This window comes from Planococcus sp. CP5-4_YE (assembly GCF_019042655.1).
GTDB lineage: Bacteria > Bacillota > Bacilli > Bacillales_A > Planococcaceae > Planococcus.
In genome coordinates this window covers 90,478-108,501 of the sequence record NZ_JAHPZO010000002.1, presented here as the reverse complement: position 1 = coordinate 108,501, position 18,024 = coordinate 90,478, and the positions used below count along the sequence as shown (strand labels likewise).

Below are 18,024 nucleotides of genomic sequence, written 5' to 3'. Positions count from 1 at the left end.
GCGTCCTCAAAGGAATCTTGCGGATGCTCCTTTATAATAGGGATAAGTGAAAGAAAGGGCGATGGGAATGGGAAGTTTGAAACAAATGGCTTACAGCCAGAACAATCATATACGGTTGTTGTTTCTAGCCTCATTGGCAAAGGGGCTCGCGATGATCGGGCAGGCTGTGTTCTTTGTATGGGTAGCTGATTCAGTATTTCTGAAATCTGCTTCTTTTGAAGAAGTGCTGCCATTATTGGCTGCGCTGCTGGCAGTCATTGTGCTGCGGGCTGGTGCAAGTTATGCAGTCGGCCGGCTCGGTGTCACGCTTTCTATCGAAGCGAGACGCAGTTTGCGGCGGGAATTGATCGCTTCGTACAAGGAAAATCCGCTGCAAGGATCGATTGCTGGCCAGTCAGGGCGGAAAGTCGGCTTGTTGCTCGAAGCAGTCGATGACACAGATGGTTATTTCAACAAGTATATTCCACAGATGATCCAAAGCTATACAATCCCGCTGATGCTCCTCGGGGTGATTTTTTATCTGAACTGGACGACCGGGCTCATCATCTTGATCACGGCACCGTTCATTCCTTTATTCATGGCGATTGTCGGTAAACGAACAAAACAGAAAGCGGATGAAAAAGTTGAGCAATTGGCTGGCTTTTCAGGCGCATTTCTCGATGTGCTGCAAGGGTTGACGACATTGCGCTTATTCGGCCAGGCGAAGCGGCAGGGCGATACGATCCGCGAAAATAGCTTGAAGTTCCGTGATTCGACGATGGACGTCTTGAAATCGGCTTTCTTGTCTTCTTTGACGCTCGAATATATTTCCATGCTGAGCATCGGGATTATAGCGCTCGAAATCGGCTTGCGCCTTGTGGTTTTCGACAGCATCACATTCTTCCCGGCTTTCCTCGTCATGTTGCTTGTTCCGGATTTCTTTAATCTATTAAAAGAATTCGGCAGCGCTTTTCATACGGCGAGAGGCAGTGCGGCATCTGCTGAGCTGTTGTCGGAAGAATTGGCGAAAAGCCATCAGCCGGTCGTGTGGGGAGAATCCCCAGTCGATGCGCCGATTGAGTTGGCTTTGGAGCAAGTGGGCTTTCAGTACGGAGAAGGATTCCAACTCGAAGCGACAAGTTTCAAGCTGCACGGGGGAAGCTCCATCGCGCTAGTCGGTGCGAGCGGCTCCGGAAAAAGCACCTTGATGAATGTTATGGCCGGGTTATTGCCGGCTACGAGCGGGAGAATACTGATCAATGGCCTCCCGCGAGAACAGGTAAGTGAAGATGAATGGTTCGGACAATTAAGCTATATTACGCAAGATCCCTATTTATTTACTGGGACTATTAAAGAAAATATCGAACTCGGGGCGAACCGGGTCGTGGCGCAACAAGAACTGATTGTGGCTGCACAAAAAGCGGGCATCCTGGAATTGATCGAATCGCTTCCTGAGGGATTCGAAACAGTAATCGGTGAAGCGGGGCGCGGATTGTCCGGAGGCGAAAAGCAACGGCTCGTTTTGGCGCGTGCGTTTCTTAAAAAACCGGCGCTGTTATTTTTTGATGAACCTACAGCAGGCCTTGACCTTCACACGGAGCAAGTGCTGCAAAAAGCCATCGAAGAACTGTCAAAAGAAGCTACGGTCATTACGATTGCACACCGCTTGCACACGATCCGGAGCGCATCGCGCATTATCGTCTTGGATGCAGGAAGGGTGGAAGCCATCGGCACGCATGAAGAGCTGATGGACAGCTTCAGCTCTTACCGGTCCATGATTGAGGCGCAGCAAGGAGGCAAACAGGCATGGGTGAATTAAAGACAGTTTTTTGGCTGACGCTGAAGGAAAAACGCGACGTCGCCCTTGCCGTAGTGTTCGGCTTTCTGGCAGGGCTTGCCGGCGTTGCGCTTCTCGGGGCAAGCGGCTATTTGATTTCAAAGGCGGCGCTGACCGCCCAAATGACGACTTTGGTCGTTATGGCAGCGTCACTCAAATTATTCGGTTTTGCAGCAGCCATTACCCGCTACGCGGAACGGCTGTTTTCACACCGCGCAACATTTACGATGCTCGGCCATTTGCGCAGTAGTTTTTTTGAGCGGCTGGCACCGCTCGCACCGGGCATTTTCCAGCGCCACCAGAGTGGCGATCTGCTGTCGCGTATCGTCGGCGATGTGGAAAGTTTGCAGAATTTCCTGCTGCGCGTATTATATCCGCCGATTGTTGTCGGCATGGCTTTGGTGGCCACGGTGTTCTTCACATCGTTTTATTCGCTGCCTATGGCCTTAGTGGTTTTGGCGGGTGCAATTTTTGTAGTCGTCATCCTGCCGGCGTTCTTCGCTCTACGGAGGCGGAAGAAAACGCATGTGACAGGAGAAACCCGCGGAGAGTTCGCAGCAGCATCGGCAGAATTTCTTTACGGGTTCAAGGATTTGAAAATCCATTTGGCACTCGACCAAAAAAGTTCGGAACTGCAGGAAACCGCACATCGTTATGAACAGGCGCAGCAAAACGAAGGGCTTGAGGAAAACCGCGTTCAGTCAGTGAATGCACTTGTAGCTTTTCTGGCTTCGTTTTTCGTTTTGGCAACGGGTGCGTATTTCGTGTCCATCGGGGAATTGTCCGGTTTGTATTTGGCGATGCTGGTCATGGTGTCACTCGGGGCATTTGAAAATGTCGGCCCGCTTGCTGCACTTCCGGCGTATTATGAAGAAAGCCGGATCGCTGCACGCAGGCTTGAAGAAGTGGTGGAGGGAAAACCTGACGACAGCACAGGCGCGATGCCGGAGGGGCCGGTGGATATCAGGGTGGATCAGCTAAGCTACCGCTATCCGAATGATAGCCGCTTGTCGCTCGACGAAGTCAGTTTCCAGTTGCCACAAGGGTCCAAAACAGCGATTGTCGGCCCGAGCGGTTCAGGCAAGTCGACCCTATTGCAGCTAATGTTGAAAGTGGCGCTGCCCGAGGGTGGCGAAATCCGTTTCGGAGATGAAGTGCTTAACAGCATGCGCCCGGAAAACGTATGGGCACGCATGAACGTTGTGCTTCAGGAGAACCATTTCTTTTCAGGGACAATCGAAAGCAATTTGCGTATTGCGAATGAACAGGCGGACGCAGAACAATTGCACGAAGCACTCGAACTTGTACACTTGGGGCATATGGAGCTGTCGGCACCGGTGTATGAAAAGGGCCGGAATTTATCGGGCGGCGAAAAACAGCGCCTCGCGATGGCTCGCGCTTTCTTGAAAGGCGAGCGGCTATGGCTATTGGACGAACCGTTTTCATCGGTCGACGGTATAACCGCCCAATCCATTTACAGTGAACTGTTCACCCGCCATCCCCAGGACACCTTTGTCATTATCAGCCACGATTTAGCAGGGCTTGAAAGTATGGACCGCATCCTGGTGCTGGAAAATGGCCGATTGATCGAACAAGGCGATTACCAACAATTAATGGATCGCCGTGGCTATTTCTACGAGTTGAAGAAAATAGAAGAGCAAGTTTTCGTCTGAGCTGTTCAGGCTAACCGAAAACTGTTCAAGCAAAAAGACGCGTCTATGCAGACGCGTCTTTTTGACGTTCGACTATGAGTGGTTGGTTTTTCAAGGCGTCGTCGAGTTTCATCTGCTCGAGTTCAAGACGCAGCTTCTGCGTTTCGATGACGTAATTGTCATGCTTGAGTTTTTCGAGTTCCACTTCTGTCTCCAGTGCATGCTGATGCATTTTTTTCTTCCTGGTCAAATAGTCTGTCCAGATAGCGACAAGGGGAATGGAAAAAACCATGATGACAGCTACCAGTCCTGTCATAGTGTTCACCTCTATTCAGAGTATTCTGCCTATAAATAAGTATACACGTTTTTCTTGATTTTAGAAAGTTGTAAAAAAGCGAAAACCATGACAGGTGTCATGCCCGGAAACAGACGTTTATGTCTTATGAAGAATGCTGTAGGGGCGTAATATGATGATTAACAAGTAAACAAGTGGGCACGCCCATTTGAGGAGGAAGACAAGATATGAGCAAAGAAAAGACAGCGCAATTACGTAAGTTTGTCGCCCCTTTCGAAAAAGCAGATGTTAAAGCAAGCGTTCAACAAATGATCAATACTATACCGCCATTTCTCGTTCTTTGGTTTTTAGCTTATCTCGCATTGGATGTTTCTGTTTGGCTAACAGTCGGAATTTCCATTGTTGCAGCTGGATTTGTCGTCCGCATGTTTATCATTTTCCATGATTGCACACACGGGTCGTTCTTTAAGAACAAAAAAGCGAATGCGGTCGTCGGAACGATTACCGGTATTTTGACATTATTCGCTTATGAAAAATGGAAACGCGAGCATGCGATCCACCACGCATCGAGTGGTAATCTCGACAAGCGCGGAGTCGGCGATATCTGGGTCATGACCATCGACGAGTATGTAGAAGCTTCTAAATGGGAACGCTTCAAGTACCGCATGTACCGCAACCCTCTCGTTATGTTTGGTTTAGGGCCGTTATTCTTGGTCTTGATCTCAAGCCGTTTCAACCGTAAAGACGCACGCAAGAAAGAACGCAACAACACGTACTTCATTAATGTTGCATTGGTCGTTCTTTATACCATCATGATCTTGGCGATTGGCTGGCAGGCATTCGTATTGATCCAAGGCACGATCATGTTTACCGCTGGGGCACTGGGCATTTGGTTGTTCTATATCCAGCACACATTCGAAGATTCTTATTTCGAGGACGAAAGCGAATGGGATTACGTGAAAGCGGCAATCGAAGGCAGCTCGTACTACGAATTGCCGAAAGTTCTGCAATGGGTGACTGGCAATATCGGTTTCCACCATGTTCATCACTTGAGCCCGCGCGTGCCGAACTACAACTTGGAAAAAGCGCATGTTTCCACGCCGCCGCTTCAAAAAGCGACGACGGTCAATTTGAAGACAAGCTTCCAATCCTTGAAGTACAAAGTGTATGACGAAGATAACAAGAGATTCGTGACATTCGGCGCAATCAAGCATTTGCTTAGCGACTCCCGGACAGCACAGCAATAAAGTGGAACTGTTCTTGCCTCGATCTAGAGGCGAGGACAGTTTTTTTCTTTGCGGAAATCCTTGTTTGCAATAGGGGACTGCGCAGGTTTTCTCTTTGTCCGTGAGCTTTGGTATGATGGGAGCAAAGAAACTTTAGGAGGCAGTTATGCAAAACTGGTATCAAATTTTCCCCCGGAATACATGGTTGAGCATCTATGCATGGACGATTTTTTGCATTTTGCCGTTCTTTTTCATTTTCCGGTCATCTTCTCCAACTGAAATTGCAGCAGGCATCATTTTGTTGGTGGCGTTTTTCCTCGCTTACCGCTTGTCGTTCACTTCACACTCGTTCCTTGTGTACTTATGGGTAAGTGTCGAGATGATCATCAATGTCGCGATGATCTTTTTATTCGGCTATGTCTACCTGGCGATTTTTCTAGCGTTCTTCATTGGCAATATCCGCAACAAAGTTGGCTTTTTCATCATTTACGGCCTGCACATCGGGACAACAATCGCCGCTATCATGTATGGCATGATTATGGACTTCAATTTGTATATGACACAATTGCCATTCATCGTCTTGAGTGTTCTCGGCGTCATCTTGCTGCCATTCAATACCTATAACCGGCATAAGCGCGAAAAGCTTGAAGGGGCACTGGAAGACGCCAATAAGCGGATTTCCCAGTTGGTACTGATCGAGGAGCGGGAACGGATAGCCCGTGATCTGCATGATACACTCGGCCAGAAATTGTCGTTGATCGGCTTGAAAAGTGATCTGGCGGGGAAACTATTGAGTAAAGACCCAGAACGCGCAGCTGCTGAAATCCAGGATGTCCGCCAGACGGCGCGCACAGCCTTGAAGGAAGTGCGGGAGTTGGTAACGGATATGCGCGGCACGAAACTGGAAGATGAGTTGGTGCGCATCCAGCAAATCCTCCGAGCCGCAGACATGGATTTCGTCTTTTATGGCAATGCCAAACTCAATAATACGCCGCTGTTAATGGAGCATGTGTTGAGCATGTGCTTGAAAGAAGCAGTCACCAACGTCGTGAAACATAGTGCAGCTTCCCGCTGCACGGTGTTGATCAAGCAGATGCCGAACGAGATTCTGGTTCAAGTGCAAGACGACGGCGTCGGATTTCCTGAAGGCAATCCGCTAGTCCAGGGCAACGGACTCACGGGTATGCGTGAACGTTTAGACTTCGTCAATGGGCAAGTGGATGTCGCAGTAATGGACGGCACGACCTTAAACATCCGAGTGCCGAACGTCATTCTTTATCAAGATGTGGAGGGGAGAAATTCATGATTCGAATCGTATTGGCGGAAGACCAGCGCATGATGCTTGGTGCGCTCGGGTCGTTACTGGATTTGGAAGACGATTTGGAAGTAGTCGGTATGGCGTCGAACGGGGAAGAGGCAATCCGTTTGGTTGAGGAGCTGAATCCTGACGTCTGCATCATGGACATTGAAATGCCGATCAAGAGCGGCTTGGACGCGGCAGAAGCTTTGAAAGACCACCCGTGCAAAACTGTCATCCTGACAACTTTCGCACGTTCAGGTTATTTCGAGCGGGCACGAAAAGCAGGTGTCAGCGGGTATCTTTTGAAAGACAGCCCGAGCGAAGAACTGGGGACATCGATCCGCACCATCATGGATGGCCGCCGGATTTATGCGCCGGAACTTGTCGATCTTGCGTATGCGGCAAGCAATCCGTTGACTGAACGGGAGCGGCAAGTAATGGAGTTGATCACGGAAGGGCGCAGCACGAAAGAAATCGCCAAAGAGCTTTTCATTACAACGGGCACCGTACGCAATTACATTTCCACGATTCTCGATAAACTCGAAGCGAGCAACAGGATTGAAGCCATTGCCCGCTACCGTGAAAAAAGCTGAAAGGCAAAACAGCAGAACCGGCCGCTTTTCCGGTTCTGCTGTTTTTGTTTTTAATCGTATAATTTTTCCTGCAGCGAATCATCTTCTCCGTAAACATGAAGTTCCCCATTATTGCGGTTGACGTAACGCTTCGCTTCGCCCATCAAGTCATCCTTCGTTTCTTCGATAAGGATGGCTTTTTTACTGTCTTTCTTTTTCAGTTGCCAGCCTTCAGAATGCTTACGGATTTCGTACACGGGCGCGACACCGTCCCCTTGAACGGTGTCACGTGCCTGATCCAAAGCAATCGGAATTGCGCGTCCTTCTTCATAACCATCGCGCAGCAGCGCATTGGCAATCTCAATCGCTTTGTTGCGGACATCTTCATCCAAATTTTTGAAAGAATCTGGGTAATCATTCTTGTTCCATGGCATATTTATCGCCTCCTTGCCTCTCTATGCCCATTCAAATAGGAAATAAAACGCAAAGTCCCCTTTTCATATAAGCTCATTATGTTAAAGTATTTAATAAGGAGGAGATGTCATGACAGATACTACTTATCAAATCATAGCCTTACTCGTGTACCTTGCGGCTATGCTATTCATTGGCTGGTATGCGTATAAGAAGACAGCCGACTTATCCGATTACATGCTCGGGGGAAGGGGACTCGGCCCATCCGTTGCGGCTCTCAGTGCCGGCGCATCCGATATGTCGGGATGGCTCTTGCTCGGACTGCCCGGAGCGATTTACGTTGGGGGTCTTGTAGAAGTCTGGATCGCCATCGGTTTAACAATCGGTGCATTCCTGAACTGGTTCTTTGTTGCGCCTCGTCTGCGAATCTACTCATTTGTCACCAGTGATTCCATCACCATTCCTAGCTTCTTAGAAAATCGTTTAAAAGACAGCTCGCGCCTATTGCGTATTGTCGCTGGTATTATCATTTTGATTTTCTTCACATTCTACGTTTCATCCGGAATGGTCGCTTCTGGCTTATTCTTCCAGAGTTCATTCGGAATGGATTATCATCTTGGCCTGGTCATAGGCTCGGTGGTAGTTGTTGCATATACTTTATTCGGCGGATTCCTCGCCGTCAGTTACACGGACTTTGTGCAGGGGATTATGATGTTCCTGTCACTTATTGCAGTACCGGTCGTCGGGATTTTCGTTACCGGCGGATTCGGTGAAACGGCAGCAAGCATCAGGGAAGTTGACCCGAACATGTTGAGCCTTGTGTCAGGAGCCTCTACGATCGGCGTCATTTCTGCCGCTGCGTGGGGTCTTGGTTATTTCGGCCAGCCGCACATCATCGTCCGTTTTATGGCCATTAAAACCTTGAAGGAAGTTCGTACGGCTCGCCGCATCGGCATGAGCTGGATGATCTTAAGCCTGATCGGTGCAACAGGTACGGCTTTGGTCGGGATTGCCTATTTCCAGCAAAACCCTGGCTCTACATTGGTGGATCCGGAAGCGGTCTTCTTGGACATGAGCCAAGTACTGTTCCATCCGCTCGTGGCAGGTTTTGTCCTGGCAGCAGTTCTGGCAGCGATCATGAGTACGATTTCGTCTCAATTGCTGGTCAGCTCGTCAGCATTGATCGAAGATTTGTACAAAATCGCCTTTAAGAAAGAGTCAAGTGCTAAAGGTTACGTTACGCTTGGGCGTATCGCCGTAGCAGTCATTGCTGTTATTGCAGCAGCACTTGCTTGGGAGCAGAACAATACCATTCTTGGATTGGTTGCTTATGCTTGGGCAGGATTCGGTGCTGCTTTTGGCCCGATCATTTTGCTGTCGCTCTTCTGGCGCAAGCTTACTTCTAAAGGTGCGCTCGCTGGTATGCTCGTTGGTGCCATCACGGTCATCATCTGGGATCTAGTGGGTAACATGGAAGGCGCATCTGCTAATGATCTAACCATGTTCATGGGCAGTGTCTACGAAATCATTCCTGGCTTTTTCCTTAGCTGGTTAGCTACTTGGGGTGTCAGCTTGATGACGTACAAACCGAACGCTGAAATCGAAGCAGAATTCGATGAAACGGAACGTTTGATCCAAGAAGATAAAAAATAATTCATGACAATAGGCTATCCTCATTGAGAGGATAGCCTATTTTTATTGCCAAGTGCTTAGAGGGGAGCGGGAATTGTTTGTTTTCTCATTGCCGGAAGTCGTCATGGCTGAACATCCAAATGATCCCGAATTTGTCTTCTACTATACCGTATCCGAGGCTCCAGAATGTTTCCTGCAACTCCATTTGAACTGTCCCGTCCTGGGCAAGCTGCTTGAATTCCTCTGTCATTTTGTTTAAGTCGTCGGATATCACAGTTACGTTAATATTCTTGCCGATGGAAATTGGGACATCTGACATGGCATCTGAAAACATGACGACGCTTCCGTGGATGTCCAAGCTTGCATGCATAATCCGGTTTTTCATCTCTTCAGGCATTTCCTGTCCAGGCTCAGAAGGCATGTCACCGAAACGTGAAAGCCCGTTCGGTTCTGTGCTGAATACTTTTGCGTAGTACGCTACTGCTTCTTCGCAATTGCCATTAAAGATCATATAGACATTGACGGTCATTGGGAAAACTCCTTTCTGTTAATGGTATGTAAAATACGAACAAACATTCTCTTTATTTTTATTGTAGACCCTTGACGAAGAATGTAAAGGGGTATTGACTAAATTATCAGTTTTTTAAATGGCTCGCTGAACGAAAGCATCATCAGCTTATTCAATGAAAAAATGCCTTAAAAGCTCTGTATCTAGGGCTTTTAAGGCATTGTTGATGTTGCGCTTACTTATTCTGTTGTTTTCTTGCTTCGCGTTCCAAGCGTCTAAAGCGGCGCAGTTCCGATTTACGGATCGGCGGCGACTCGCCGCGGATGATTTTGGTGAATGACCAAAGCATCAGGAGCAGGAGCACCGTAAACGGTAAGGCCGATATGAGTGAAGCGGTCTGTAAGGCACTAAGCCCACCAGCGTAAAGCAGAACGGCTGCAATTGCTGACATTAAAACTCCCCAGATGACTTTGAACAAAGTCGGAGGATTCAAGCTGCCGAAGCTGGTCATAGTCGCCAGAATGTATGTAGCGGAGTCAGCCGATGTCACGAGGAATGTGAAGATCAGCAAAATTGCCAATATGGACATAATGGTCGACAGCGGAAGAACATCAAAGGTTTGGAACAAGGCAGAGGTTAAATCTACATTGACCGCTTCCGCGATGCCTGCTTGTTCGTTCAAGTCATACCATAAAGCTGTACCGCCGAAGACGGCGATCCATACACAAGCGATGGCTGGTGGAATGACCAAAACGCCGAAGACGAATTCGCGGATGGTACGCCCGCGTGAAACCCGTGCAACGAACGCCCCGACAAATGGTGACCAGGCAGTTGCCCAAGCCCAGTAGAAGATGGTCCATCCGAGCACCCATTCTCCACCTGTATAAGGCTCCATGCGCAGGCTATACTGAACGAAATTAGTGATATAATCGCCGATTGCGAGTGTAAATGTATCCATGATAAAGACTGTCGGGCCGGCAAAGAAGACGAACACCATTAAGACGAGTGCCAAGCCTAAGTTTAAATTACTCAAATAGGCGATCCCTTTGTGAAGCCCTGTAGAAGAAGATAGGGTATAGGCAGCGAACATGACGCCGATAATCGCCAATTGGATTGGGAAGGCGTTGTCGATACCGAATACAGCGTTCAAGCCGCCGTTCATTTGCAAGACGCCGAGACCAAGTGAAGTCGCGATTCCCATGACGGTTGCAATGACTGCGAGTGAATCAATCGTGTGCTTGACTACTGGCTTTGAACCTAAGACCGGCTCGAGTGCGGTCGAGACAAGGCCAGGCTTTTTGCGTCTAAACTGCAAGAAGCCGATGACCAAACCGACGATGGCAAAGACGGACCATTGGCTGATGCCCCAGTGGAAGAATGAATAGCCCATCGCAATGCGCGCGGCTTCTTCCGTCTGCCCTTCCGTACCGAACGGTGTCGTAAAGAAATGGCTCATCGGTTCCGCGACGCCCCAGAAGACGAGCCCTGCACCGAAGCCGGCTGAGAACAGCATGCCGATCCAAGTGAAGAACGGGAATTCCGGGCGGTCGGAGTCGGCTCCGAGCCGGATGCTGCCATATTTGCTAATGGCAATGATGATTAGGAAAAGGGTGATGATGAAGACAGCTAGTAAGTAGAACCAACCGAAGTTAAGAGTGGTGAAGTTAAATAAAGTGCCGGCGATTTCACCGAAACGGATCGGCATAAATGCCCCGGCAACTACCAACAGCAGGATCACGGCTGTCGATATGAGAAAAACGGGGTTTTTTAATAATTTTTTATCCATGATGACCTCCTTTGAAATATGGTAATTATCTTTTCCTATACCCTAGCCTATCGAAAATGATGCCTAAAAACCACCCATTTTCCCGAAAAATCAGAATTGACAGGGGAAAAGTGACCATATACACAGCAAATTGGCAACGCTAGCGTGTATTATATTTAATAGAAGAAAGCGATTAATGAGTAATGAAAAGGAGTGCTTGCAAATGAAATTGGACCATATCGTCCATTTTACTCATACCAGCCCGGAAGCCAGCAGCAAGTTTTGGAACGAAAAAGGTTTCCACGCAATTTCTGGAGGCAGCCATGAAGACTGGGGAACACAAAATGCCCTGATGTACGGGCCGGATTATTATATCGAGTGGCTCACGGTCGAAGACGAGCATATAGCCCAAGCTTCTGAACATCCGCTTATCCAACAACTACAACTCGATGGGCGAGGCTTCGGCACAATATGCCTGCGTTCTGATAACCTGGACCAATTAGCTCAACAGATCGAAGGGCGAGGGTTCCAAACCGTTGGGCCAATGGATGCCAATCGTTTGACTGAGACCGGTGAGACCGTTCGTTGGCGCTTGCTCTTTGTCGACCAGCCGATTTCATCGGCTTTGCCGCTGCCATTCTTTATTGAGTGGGAAGAGCCGGACGAGGCGCGTTTTGCCGGCTTGAAACAAAAAGGCGCAATCACTGAGCTCAATGAAGGCCTGCGCTTGGAGGCGCTTGTTTTCTCAGTAGAAGATCCGGAGCAAAAGGAAGCGCAATGGAGCCGCTTGCTCGGCGGTTCCCTCGACTTGGAAAATTGCCGTCTCCTTTTTGAGGATGGCAAAGGAAAAGAGCGACTGAGTGAAGTGCATTTCGAATCGGCCGGACAGGAAATTGTCTTTGAGCAGGGAAACTACCTGGCGCCGCGTTTCGTATAGAGGCGGGCGTGGTACTGTGATAGGATAGAGGCAAACTTCAAGTTGATACAGACATGAGGGACCGGGCGGAATCGAGATTCTGCCGAAGGAGGCAACAATAGATGGAACAATTGATTGAAAAAGCGATTATCGTGGGTGTCCAATTGCAAAAAGATACCCATTTTGAATACAGTATGGAAGAATTACGGAATTTAGCAGAGGCACTCGGTGTCGAAGTGGTGGGCGAACTGCACCAAAACTTGGACCGCGTGAACCCAGCCCATTACGTTGGCACGGGAAAAGTCGAGGAAGCCAAAGTATTGTATGAGGAAGCGGATGCCAACTTGATCATCTTCAATGACGAATTGTCGCCGTCCCAAATCCGCAATCTTGAGGAAGAATTGGAATGCAAAGTGATCGACCGGACGATGCTCATCCTGGACATCTTCTCGAGGCGCGCCCGTACACGCGAAGCGCAAGTACAAGTGGAATTGGCGCAATTGCAGTATATGCTGCCGCGCCTTGTCGGCTTGCGTGCCTCACTCGGGCGCCAAGGCGGTGCCAGCAGCGGCGGGCTCGCCAACCGCGGTGCAGGAGAGACCAAGCTTGAGCTGGACCGCCGGAAAATCGAGGACCAGATCACCAAGCTCAGACGGGAACTTGACCAAGTAAAAGAGCAGCGCACCACGCAGCGCAAGCAGCGTTTGAAAAAAGGCATGCCGGTTGTATCGCTTGTCGGGTATACCAACGCTGGCAAGTCGACGATCATGAACAGTTTGCTCTCGAAGACCGGTCAAGACGCGGACAAGCAGGTTTTCGAGAAAGACATGCTGTTCGCGACTTTAGATACATCCATCCGCCAAATCCGGCTGGAAGACAATAAGACCTTTTTATTGTCCGATACCGTCGGATTTGTCAGCCGCTTGCCTCACCATCTAGTCAAAGCATTCCGCTCGACACTGGAAGAAGCACGCAATGCGGATCTGCTGCTTCACGTTGTAGATGTCTCGAATGATGAGCATGATTACATGATGGAAGTGACCGACGCGACGTTGCAGGATGTAGGCGTGGAGAACGTCCCAACTTTATATGTCTATAATAAATCAGACCTGGCTGGCGTTGTGTATCCGAGAAAAAGCGCCGAAGCTGTCTGGATATCAGCCAAAGAAGGAGCGGGACTCGATGAACTAGTCGAAAGTATCCGCGACCGGCTCTTTGCGAACCACGTCATGTGCCGGATGGAAATTCCGTTCGGGCGTGGGGATGTCGTCGCGTATTTGAATGACCATGCGAGCATCAAGGAAACCGAGTACGGCGAAGAAGGAACGTTGATCACCGTGGAACTGAGTCGTGCGGATTATGACCGCTACGAACAATTCGTCGTTGGTAAATAATCAAACTATATGCAAATAGACGAAAACGAGAAAAAGCCGGAGAATTCTCCGGCTTTTTCTTGTGGAAATTCTTTATTCTAAAAGAACGGCAATTAACCGGCTATAAAATGGGTAAACTGTGAGTAAGGGCAGAATGCTGTATAATGGACGACAAGTCTTTATAAGGAGAGTGAACGCCATGAGAAAATGGGTGGCAGTCATAGGAACGGGCGCCGCGGTCATCGGCCTTGGCGCATGCAGCAATGTGCAAGCGCCGACGACTGAAGAAGAAAATGAGAATCCTGCACAAGAAGCGCCAGAAGAAACGAAGAGCGCTTCGGAAGTTTATGCAGAAGCGGTGGAGGCTTCGCAGCAAGTGGAAAGCTTGCGCGCGCAGTCGAACACCGAACAGCAAATGAAAATGCAACCGGATGGTATGGAAATCGACATGACAGTGGATTCTGAAATGGAAATGACCTATGAACCCCTGGCATTCCATCAAAGAGGAGAGACCAGCATTGTATCGGAAGACATTGACAACAACAATCCGATGTTGACGGAAATGTATATGACGGAAGAGGGCTTATACATGCATGAGACGTCCGTCGATATGTGGCTAAAGATGCCGGAAGAAATGCACGGAAACATGCAGTCGATTGCCGGGCAGCAATCGGCTGACCCTGCGCGCCAATTAGACGAACTTGGTGCTTTCGAAGAGGATTTCGTGTTGGAGGAAACAGATGAAGCCTACATCCTGACGCTTGATGCTTCGGGAGATGAGTTCCAGGAACTGACGGATGAACAATTGGAGAAAACGCTGGGCCAAATGGAAATCGAAGCCCCTCTAGCTCCGGAAGACCTAGAAGTGCACGCTGTGAATTATGTCATCACGCTGAATAAAGAAAACTACTTACTAGACCGCATGGAAGTCGACATGGAACTCGATGTCGACGTGCGAGGCGAAATGATGGCGATCCAATCGCAGATGCAAGTGGATTACAGCGATTACAATGCCATTGAGCCGATCGAAATTCCCCCAGAAGTATTGCAACAAGCACAGGAACTAGAATTTTAATAATGAGTACGGCAGGCAGAGGGAACTTTCCTCTGCTTTTTTATATCGAAACGATTCTGTACAAATCGGTGACTCCGCAAGCTACGACCGATTCCTTGGCACACTCTAGCTCCAACCCAAGAAGCGATTTCCCAACTAGCCGGAAATGCCTAAAGAAGCAGATCCGGTTAAACGAACTTCACTCAATGAAATATCTCAGCCGACCTGCGTCAAGGGTGAGCCGAAACAATGAGACAAGTGTTCTTCTTGGCTCATAGTGAAAGGCCAACCCAAAGCAGGGCGGCGACTCCGCAAGTGACGCCAAATCCTTCGTCACACTCACCCCCCCAACCCAAGAAGCGATTTCCCAACTAGCCGGAAACGCCTAAAGAAGCAGATCCGGTTAAACAAATTTCACTCAATGAAATATCTCAGCCGACCTGCGTCAAGGGTGAGCCGAAGCAATGAGACAAGTGTTCTTCTTGGCTCATAGTGAAAGGCCAACCCAAAGCAGGGCGGCGACTCGACAAGTGACGCCAAATCCCTTGCCAAATCCTGATTTCCACCCCAAGAAGCGACTCAATAAGAGGTGCAACAAGTCGGTCACCAATTTTGAAAAACAAGTGAACATTTCAAAGCGCCAGAATTCTTAATGACAATAGTTCTCAATTATCCCTTGACGCTATTTTTTATACTGCTATACTAAAAAACAGTTAGTCATTGATAATCATTATCATTCTCAATTGGCAATAGCACTAGATAGGGAGCATCATTACATGAAAAAACGCATTTTAATACCCATCTTGATCCTTCTGTCGTTCATCTCTCTGTTTGTCGGAGTCAGCAGCATCAGTCCACTGGATCTTCTGGATTTCCAGTCTGAAGAAACACAGATTTTCCTCGTCAGTCGTTTTCCTCGGCTCGTCGCGATTTTGCTTGCGGGAGCGGGTATGAGCATGGCGGGGCTCATCATGCAGCAATTGAGCCGCAATAAATTCGTCTCGCCAACGACTGCCGGGACGCTCGATGCCACGCGCCTCGGGATTCTCGTGTCGATGCTATTGTTTGCGAACGCGTCGATGATCGAGAAAATGGCAGTAGCCTTTTTCTTTGCGCTCGCCGGCACGTTCTTGTTCATGCAAATCCTCAACCGCATCAAATTCAAGGATGCCATCTTCATTCCGCTTATCGGCTTGATGTTCGGCAATATCCTGTCGTCGATTACGACATTTTTCGCCTACCGGGCGGACGTCATCCAAAACATGTCAGCGTGGCTGCAAGGTGATTTCTCGATGGTCATGAAAGGCAGTTATGAACTTCTTTACATAAGTGTGCCGGTCTTCATCATTGCCTATATGTATGCCAACCGCTTTACGGTCGCGGGAATGGGTGAGGACTTCTCGAAAAACTTGGGATTGAAATACCGCAGCGTCGTCAATATCGGCTTGACCTTAGTCGCGCTTATTACAGCGACCGTTGTTTTGACGGTCGGCATGATTCCGTTTCTCGGTTTGATCATCCCGAATATCGTTTCTATTTTCAAAGGGGATCACCTCCAGAAAACCTTGCCGCATACCGCGATGCTCGGTGCCATTTTCCTCTTGGTCTGTGACATTCTCGGGCGCGTATTGATTTATCCGTATGAGATTACCATCAGCTTAATGGTGGGCGTCATCGGTAGCTTTATCTTCCTGATTATGTTGTTTAGGAGGAAGGCGTATGCGTGATGTACATAAACTATGGATTTTGATTGCGCTTGCTGCTTCAGCATGCGGCTTGTATTTATTCGATAATTTAAATGGCAGCTTCGATTATGCGCTGCCGAGAAGAGGTGTGAAAGTCTTCGCGATGGTGTTAACGGGCGTGGCGATTGCTTATGCGACGGTAGTGTTCCAGACCATCACCCATAACCGCATTTTGACGCCAAGCATCATGGGCTTGGATTCGCTGTATATGCTCCTCCAGACAGTGTTGATTTTCTTTTTAGGTTCGGGGCATATTACCATCATCAATAAGCAAGTGAACTTCCTGCTGTCGATTGCTGTCATGGTCATCTTCGCTTTATTGTTCTATAAATTGCTATTCAAGAAAGACAACCAGCCGATTTATTTCCTTCTATTAATCGGCATCATTCTCGGTACGTTTTTCGGCAGCGTCTCGACGTTCCTGCAGGTGCTGATCGATCCGAATGAATTTCAGATTGTCCAGGACCGGATGTTCGCAAGTTTCAATAACGTCAATGCCGATTTGGTGTGGCTATCGCTGTGTTTCATTGTCGTCTTAATCGGTCTGGCTTGGCGCCATAATCCGTCGCTCGACGTGTTGTCTTTGGGGCGTGATACCGCAGTGAATCTTGGTGTCGGCTATGATGCGCTCGTCAAGAAGATGCTTGTGCTTTCTGCAGTGTTGATCGCCATTGCCACGGCGCTCGTTGGGCCGATCGCGTTCTTTGGGTTGATCGTCGCCAATCTATCCTATCAATTCTTCAAATCCTATAAACATTCGATTGTCATTGCCGGAGCGAGCATCATCAGCATCGTGGCGCTTGTTGGCGGACAATGGGTCGTCGAGCATGTCTTCACGTTCAATACGACGCTCAGTGTCATCATCAACTTCATCGGCGGCGTCTATTTCATCTATTTGCTATTAAAGGAGAGTCGGTCTAAATGATCCAAGTCCGTGAACTGACGAAATTATATGGAAAGAAACAAGTCGTGGAAAATGTCTCGGTCGATATTCGGAGAGGGCAGATCACTTCCTTCATCGGACCGAACGGGGCGGGGAAATCGACGCTCTTGTCGATGGTCAGCCGGCTTTTGGATGCAGATACCGGGGAAGTGTTGATCGATAAGACCAATACCAAAGCCATGAAGTCTAATGATTTCTCAACACGTGTTTCCATCTTGAAGCAATCGAATTTCATGAATGTGCGCTTGACGATCCGCGAATTGGTGTCATTTGGCCGTTTCCCGTATTCGAAAGGCCGCTTGAACGCAGAAGATGAGCAGATGGTCGACCAGGCGATCGAATACATGGACCTTGGGGATATGGAAGACTCTTATTTAGATGAATTGTCCGGCGGGCAGCGGCAGCGTGCGTTTATCGCAATGGTTATCGCCCAGGATACGGATTATGTGCTGCTTGATGAACCGCTTAATAATTTGGACATGAAGCATTCCGTGCAGATCATGAAGATATTGCGCCGATTGGTCGATGAACTCGGCAAAACGGTTATCATCGTTCTTCACGATATCAATTTTGCATCGGTCTATTCCGACCGCATCGTTGCATTGAAAAACGGCCGTGTGGTCAAAGACGGGCCGACCGAGGAAATCATCCAATCGGAGGCATTGAAGGAAATTTACGATATGGATATCCCGATTCAACAAATGAACAATTGCCGGATTTGTGTGTATTTCAATTCTTGATCGTGGAAGTTATTAAATGCGAAAACAAGGAAATACGGAACCTGTGTGGAAGTGTATTCCATGCGGGTTTTTATGT

At 48.6% G+C, this 18,024-nt stretch carries 16 protein-coding genes; 12 read left to right on the top strand and 4 right to left on the bottom strand.

The genetic code is table 11. The features are described 5' to 3' along the window. Positions 1–67 precede the first annotated feature (67 nt). Both cydD and cydC read left to right on the top strand, forming a co-directional pair. Entirely contained in the window at positions 68–1,798 is a 1,731-nt protein-coding gene (gene cydD, locus KTG14_RS02945) for a thiol reductant ABC exporter subunit CydD (protein ID WP_216969307.1), read from the top strand. Beyond that, positions 1,786–3,489 (top strand): thiol reductant ABC exporter subunit CydC, encoded by a 1,704-nt coding sequence (cydC, locus tag KTG14_RS02940; RefSeq protein WP_216969297.1) that lies wholly within the window; start codon positions 1,786–1,788, stop codon positions 3,487–3,489. The genes cydD and cydC overlap by 13 nt, the downstream gene beginning before the upstream one ends. Before the next feature lie 43 nt (positions 3,490–3,532). Here the strand turns inward: cydC and KTG14_RS02935 are convergent, their stop codons facing one another. Next, positions 3,533–3,784, bottom strand: a complete 252-nt coding sequence (locus KTG14_RS02935; protein ID WP_216969289.1) for a hypothetical protein — start codon at positions 3,782–3,784, stop codon at positions 3,533–3,535. Positions 3,785–3,990: 206 nt separating this feature from the next. Here KTG14_RS02935 and desA point away from each other — a divergent pair, with 206 nt between their 5' ends. The 3 genes from desA to KTG14_RS02920 all read left to right on the top strand — a co-directional run bounded on the left by desA (position 3,991) and on the right by KTG14_RS02920 (position 6,882). Continuing rightward, positions 3,991–5,010, top strand: a complete 1,020-nt coding sequence (desA, locus tag KTG14_RS02930) for a Delta(5) desaturase DesA (protein WP_216969287.1) — start codon at positions 3,991–3,993, stop codon at positions 5,008–5,010. A gap of 145 nt (positions 5,011–5,155) precedes the next feature. Continuing rightward, positions 5,156–6,295: a sensor histidine kinase gene (locus tag KTG14_RS02925; RefSeq protein ID WP_216969285.1), complete on the top strand. Its 1,140-nt coding sequence runs from the start codon at positions 5,156–5,158 to the stop codon at positions 6,293–6,295. Continuing rightward, positions 6,292–6,882, top strand: coding sequence for a response regulator transcription factor (locus KTG14_RS02920; RefSeq protein WP_216969283.1), 591 nt, complete (start codon positions 6,292–6,294; stop codon positions 6,880–6,882). The genes KTG14_RS02925 and KTG14_RS02920 overlap by 4 nt, the downstream gene beginning before the upstream one ends. Before the next feature lie 50 nt (positions 6,883–6,932). On the opposite strand, the gene KTG14_RS02915 is transcribed toward KTG14_RS02920, so the two are convergent. After that, a complete protein-coding gene (locus KTG14_RS02915; protein WP_216969281.1) occupies positions 6,933–7,295 on the bottom strand; it encodes a DUF2188 domain-containing protein in 363 nt (120 codons plus the stop codon). Between the two features lie 109 nt (positions 7,296–7,404). Here KTG14_RS02915 and putP point away from each other — a divergent pair, with 109 nt between their 5' ends. Next, positions 7,405–8,925, top strand: coding sequence for a sodium/proline symporter PutP (gene putP / locus KTG14_RS02910; protein ID WP_216969278.1), 1,521 nt, complete (start codon positions 7,405–7,407; stop codon positions 8,923–8,925). Positions 8,926–9,010: 85 nt separating this feature from the next. Here putP and KTG14_RS02905 read toward each other — a convergent pair whose 3' ends face one another. Continuing rightward, a complete protein-coding gene (locus tag KTG14_RS02905; protein ID WP_216969277.1) occupies positions 9,011–9,433 on the bottom strand; it encodes a VOC family protein in 423 nt (140 codons plus the stop codon). Positions 9,434–9,647: 214 nt separating this feature from the next. Next, entirely contained in the window at positions 9,648–11,198 is a 1,551-nt protein-coding gene (locus KTG14_RS02900) for a BCCT family transporter (RefSeq protein ID WP_216969275.1), read from the bottom strand. Between the two features lie 202 nt (positions 11,199–11,400). Here KTG14_RS02900 and KTG14_RS02895 point away from each other — a divergent pair, with 202 nt between their 5' ends. The 6 genes from KTG14_RS02895 to KTG14_RS02870 all read left to right on the top strand — a co-directional run bounded on the left by KTG14_RS02895 (position 11,401) and on the right by KTG14_RS02870 (position 17,948). Then, positions 11,401–12,114 (top strand): VOC family protein, encoded by a 714-nt coding sequence (locus tag KTG14_RS02895; protein WP_216969272.1) that lies wholly within the window; start codon positions 11,401–11,403, stop codon positions 12,112–12,114. A gap of 101 nt (positions 12,115–12,215) precedes the next feature. Then, on the top strand, positions 12,216–13,487 hold the full coding sequence (hflX, locus tag KTG14_RS02890; RefSeq protein ID WP_216969270.1) for a GTPase HflX: 1,272 nt from the start codon (positions 12,216–12,218) through the stop codon (positions 13,485–13,487). 178 nt (positions 13,488–13,665) lie between these two features. Continuing rightward, a complete protein-coding gene (locus tag KTG14_RS02885) occupies positions 13,666–14,541 on the top strand; it encodes a DUF6612 family protein (RefSeq protein WP_216969261.1) in 876 nt (291 codons plus the stop codon). A gap of 755 nt (positions 14,542–15,296) precedes the next feature. Next, complete coding sequence (locus KTG14_RS02880; protein WP_068460268.1) at positions 15,297–16,247, top strand: ABC transporter permease; 951 nt, start codon at positions 15,297–15,299, stop codon at positions 16,245–16,247. Further along, positions 16,240–17,190 (top strand): iron chelate uptake ABC transporter family permease subunit, encoded by a 951-nt coding sequence (locus KTG14_RS02875; RefSeq protein WP_216969260.1) that lies wholly within the window; start codon positions 16,240–16,242, stop codon positions 17,188–17,190. Before KTG14_RS02880 ends, KTG14_RS02875 begins: the two co-directional genes overlap by 8 nt. Then, on the top strand, positions 17,187–17,948 hold the full coding sequence (locus KTG14_RS02870; RefSeq protein WP_216969258.1) for an iron ABC transporter ATP-binding protein: 762 nt from the start codon (positions 17,187–17,189) through the stop codon (positions 17,946–17,948). Before KTG14_RS02875 ends, KTG14_RS02870 begins: the two co-directional genes overlap by 4 nt. Positions 17,949–18,024: the final 76 nt, after the last annotated feature.

Excerpts from the sequence above, each read along its gene's own strand:
- KTG14_RS02870 (WP_216969258.1), top strand. The coding sequence starts at position 17,187 with ATGATCCAAGTCCGTGAACTGACGAAATTATATGGAAAGAAACAAGTC.
- KTG14_RS02905 (WP_216969277.1), bottom strand. The coding sequence starts at position 9,433 with ATGACCGTCAATGTCTATATGATCTTTAATGGCAATTGCGAAGAAGCA.
- hflX (WP_216969270.1), top strand. The coding sequence starts at position 12,216 with ATGGAACAATTGATTGAAAAAGCGATTATCGTGGGTGTCCAATTGCAA.
- KTG14_RS02875 (WP_216969260.1), top strand. The coding sequence starts at position 16,240 with ATGCGTGATGTACATAAACTATGGATTTTGATTGCGCTTGCTGCTTCA.
- KTG14_RS02920 (WP_216969283.1), top strand. The coding sequence starts at position 6,292 with ATGATTCGAATCGTATTGGCGGAAGACCAGCGCATGATGCTTGGTGCG.
- KTG14_RS02895 (WP_216969272.1), top strand. The coding sequence starts at position 11,401 with ATGAAATTGGACCATATCGTCCATTTTACTCATACCAGCCCGGAAGCC.
- KTG14_RS02880 (WP_068460268.1), top strand. The coding sequence starts at position 15,297 with ATGAAAAAACGCATTTTAATACCCATCTTGATCCTTCTGTCGTTCATC.
- KTG14_RS02935 (WP_216969289.1), bottom strand. The coding sequence starts at position 3,784 with ATGACAGGACTGGTAGCTGTCATCATGGTTTTTTCCATTCCCCTTGTC.
- KTG14_RS02925 (WP_216969285.1), top strand. The coding sequence starts at position 5,156 with ATGCAAAACTGGTATCAAATTTTCCCCCGGAATACATGGTTGAGCATC.
- cydD (WP_216969307.1), top strand. The coding sequence starts at position 68 with ATGGGAAGTTTGAAACAAATGGCTTACAGCCAGAACAATCATATACGG.
- desA (WP_216969287.1), top strand. The coding sequence starts at position 3,991 with ATGAGCAAAGAAAAGACAGCGCAATTACGTAAGTTTGTCGCCCCTTTC.
- KTG14_RS02885 (WP_216969261.1), top strand. The coding sequence starts at position 13,666 with ATGAGAAAATGGGTGGCAGTCATAGGAACGGGCGCCGCGGTCATCGGC.
- cydC (WP_216969297.1), top strand. The coding sequence starts at position 1,786 with ATGGGTGAATTAAAGACAGTTTTTTGGCTGACGCTGAAGGAAAAACGC.
- KTG14_RS02915 (WP_216969281.1), bottom strand. The coding sequence starts at position 7,295 with ATGCCATGGAACAAGAATGATTACCCAGATTCTTTCAAAAATTTGGAT.
- KTG14_RS02900 (WP_216969275.1), bottom strand. The coding sequence starts at position 11,198 with ATGGATAAAAAATTATTAAAAAACCCCGTTTTTCTCATATCGACAGCC.
- putP (WP_216969278.1), top strand. The coding sequence starts at position 7,405 with ATGACAGATACTACTTATCAAATCATAGCCTTACTCGTGTACCTTGCG.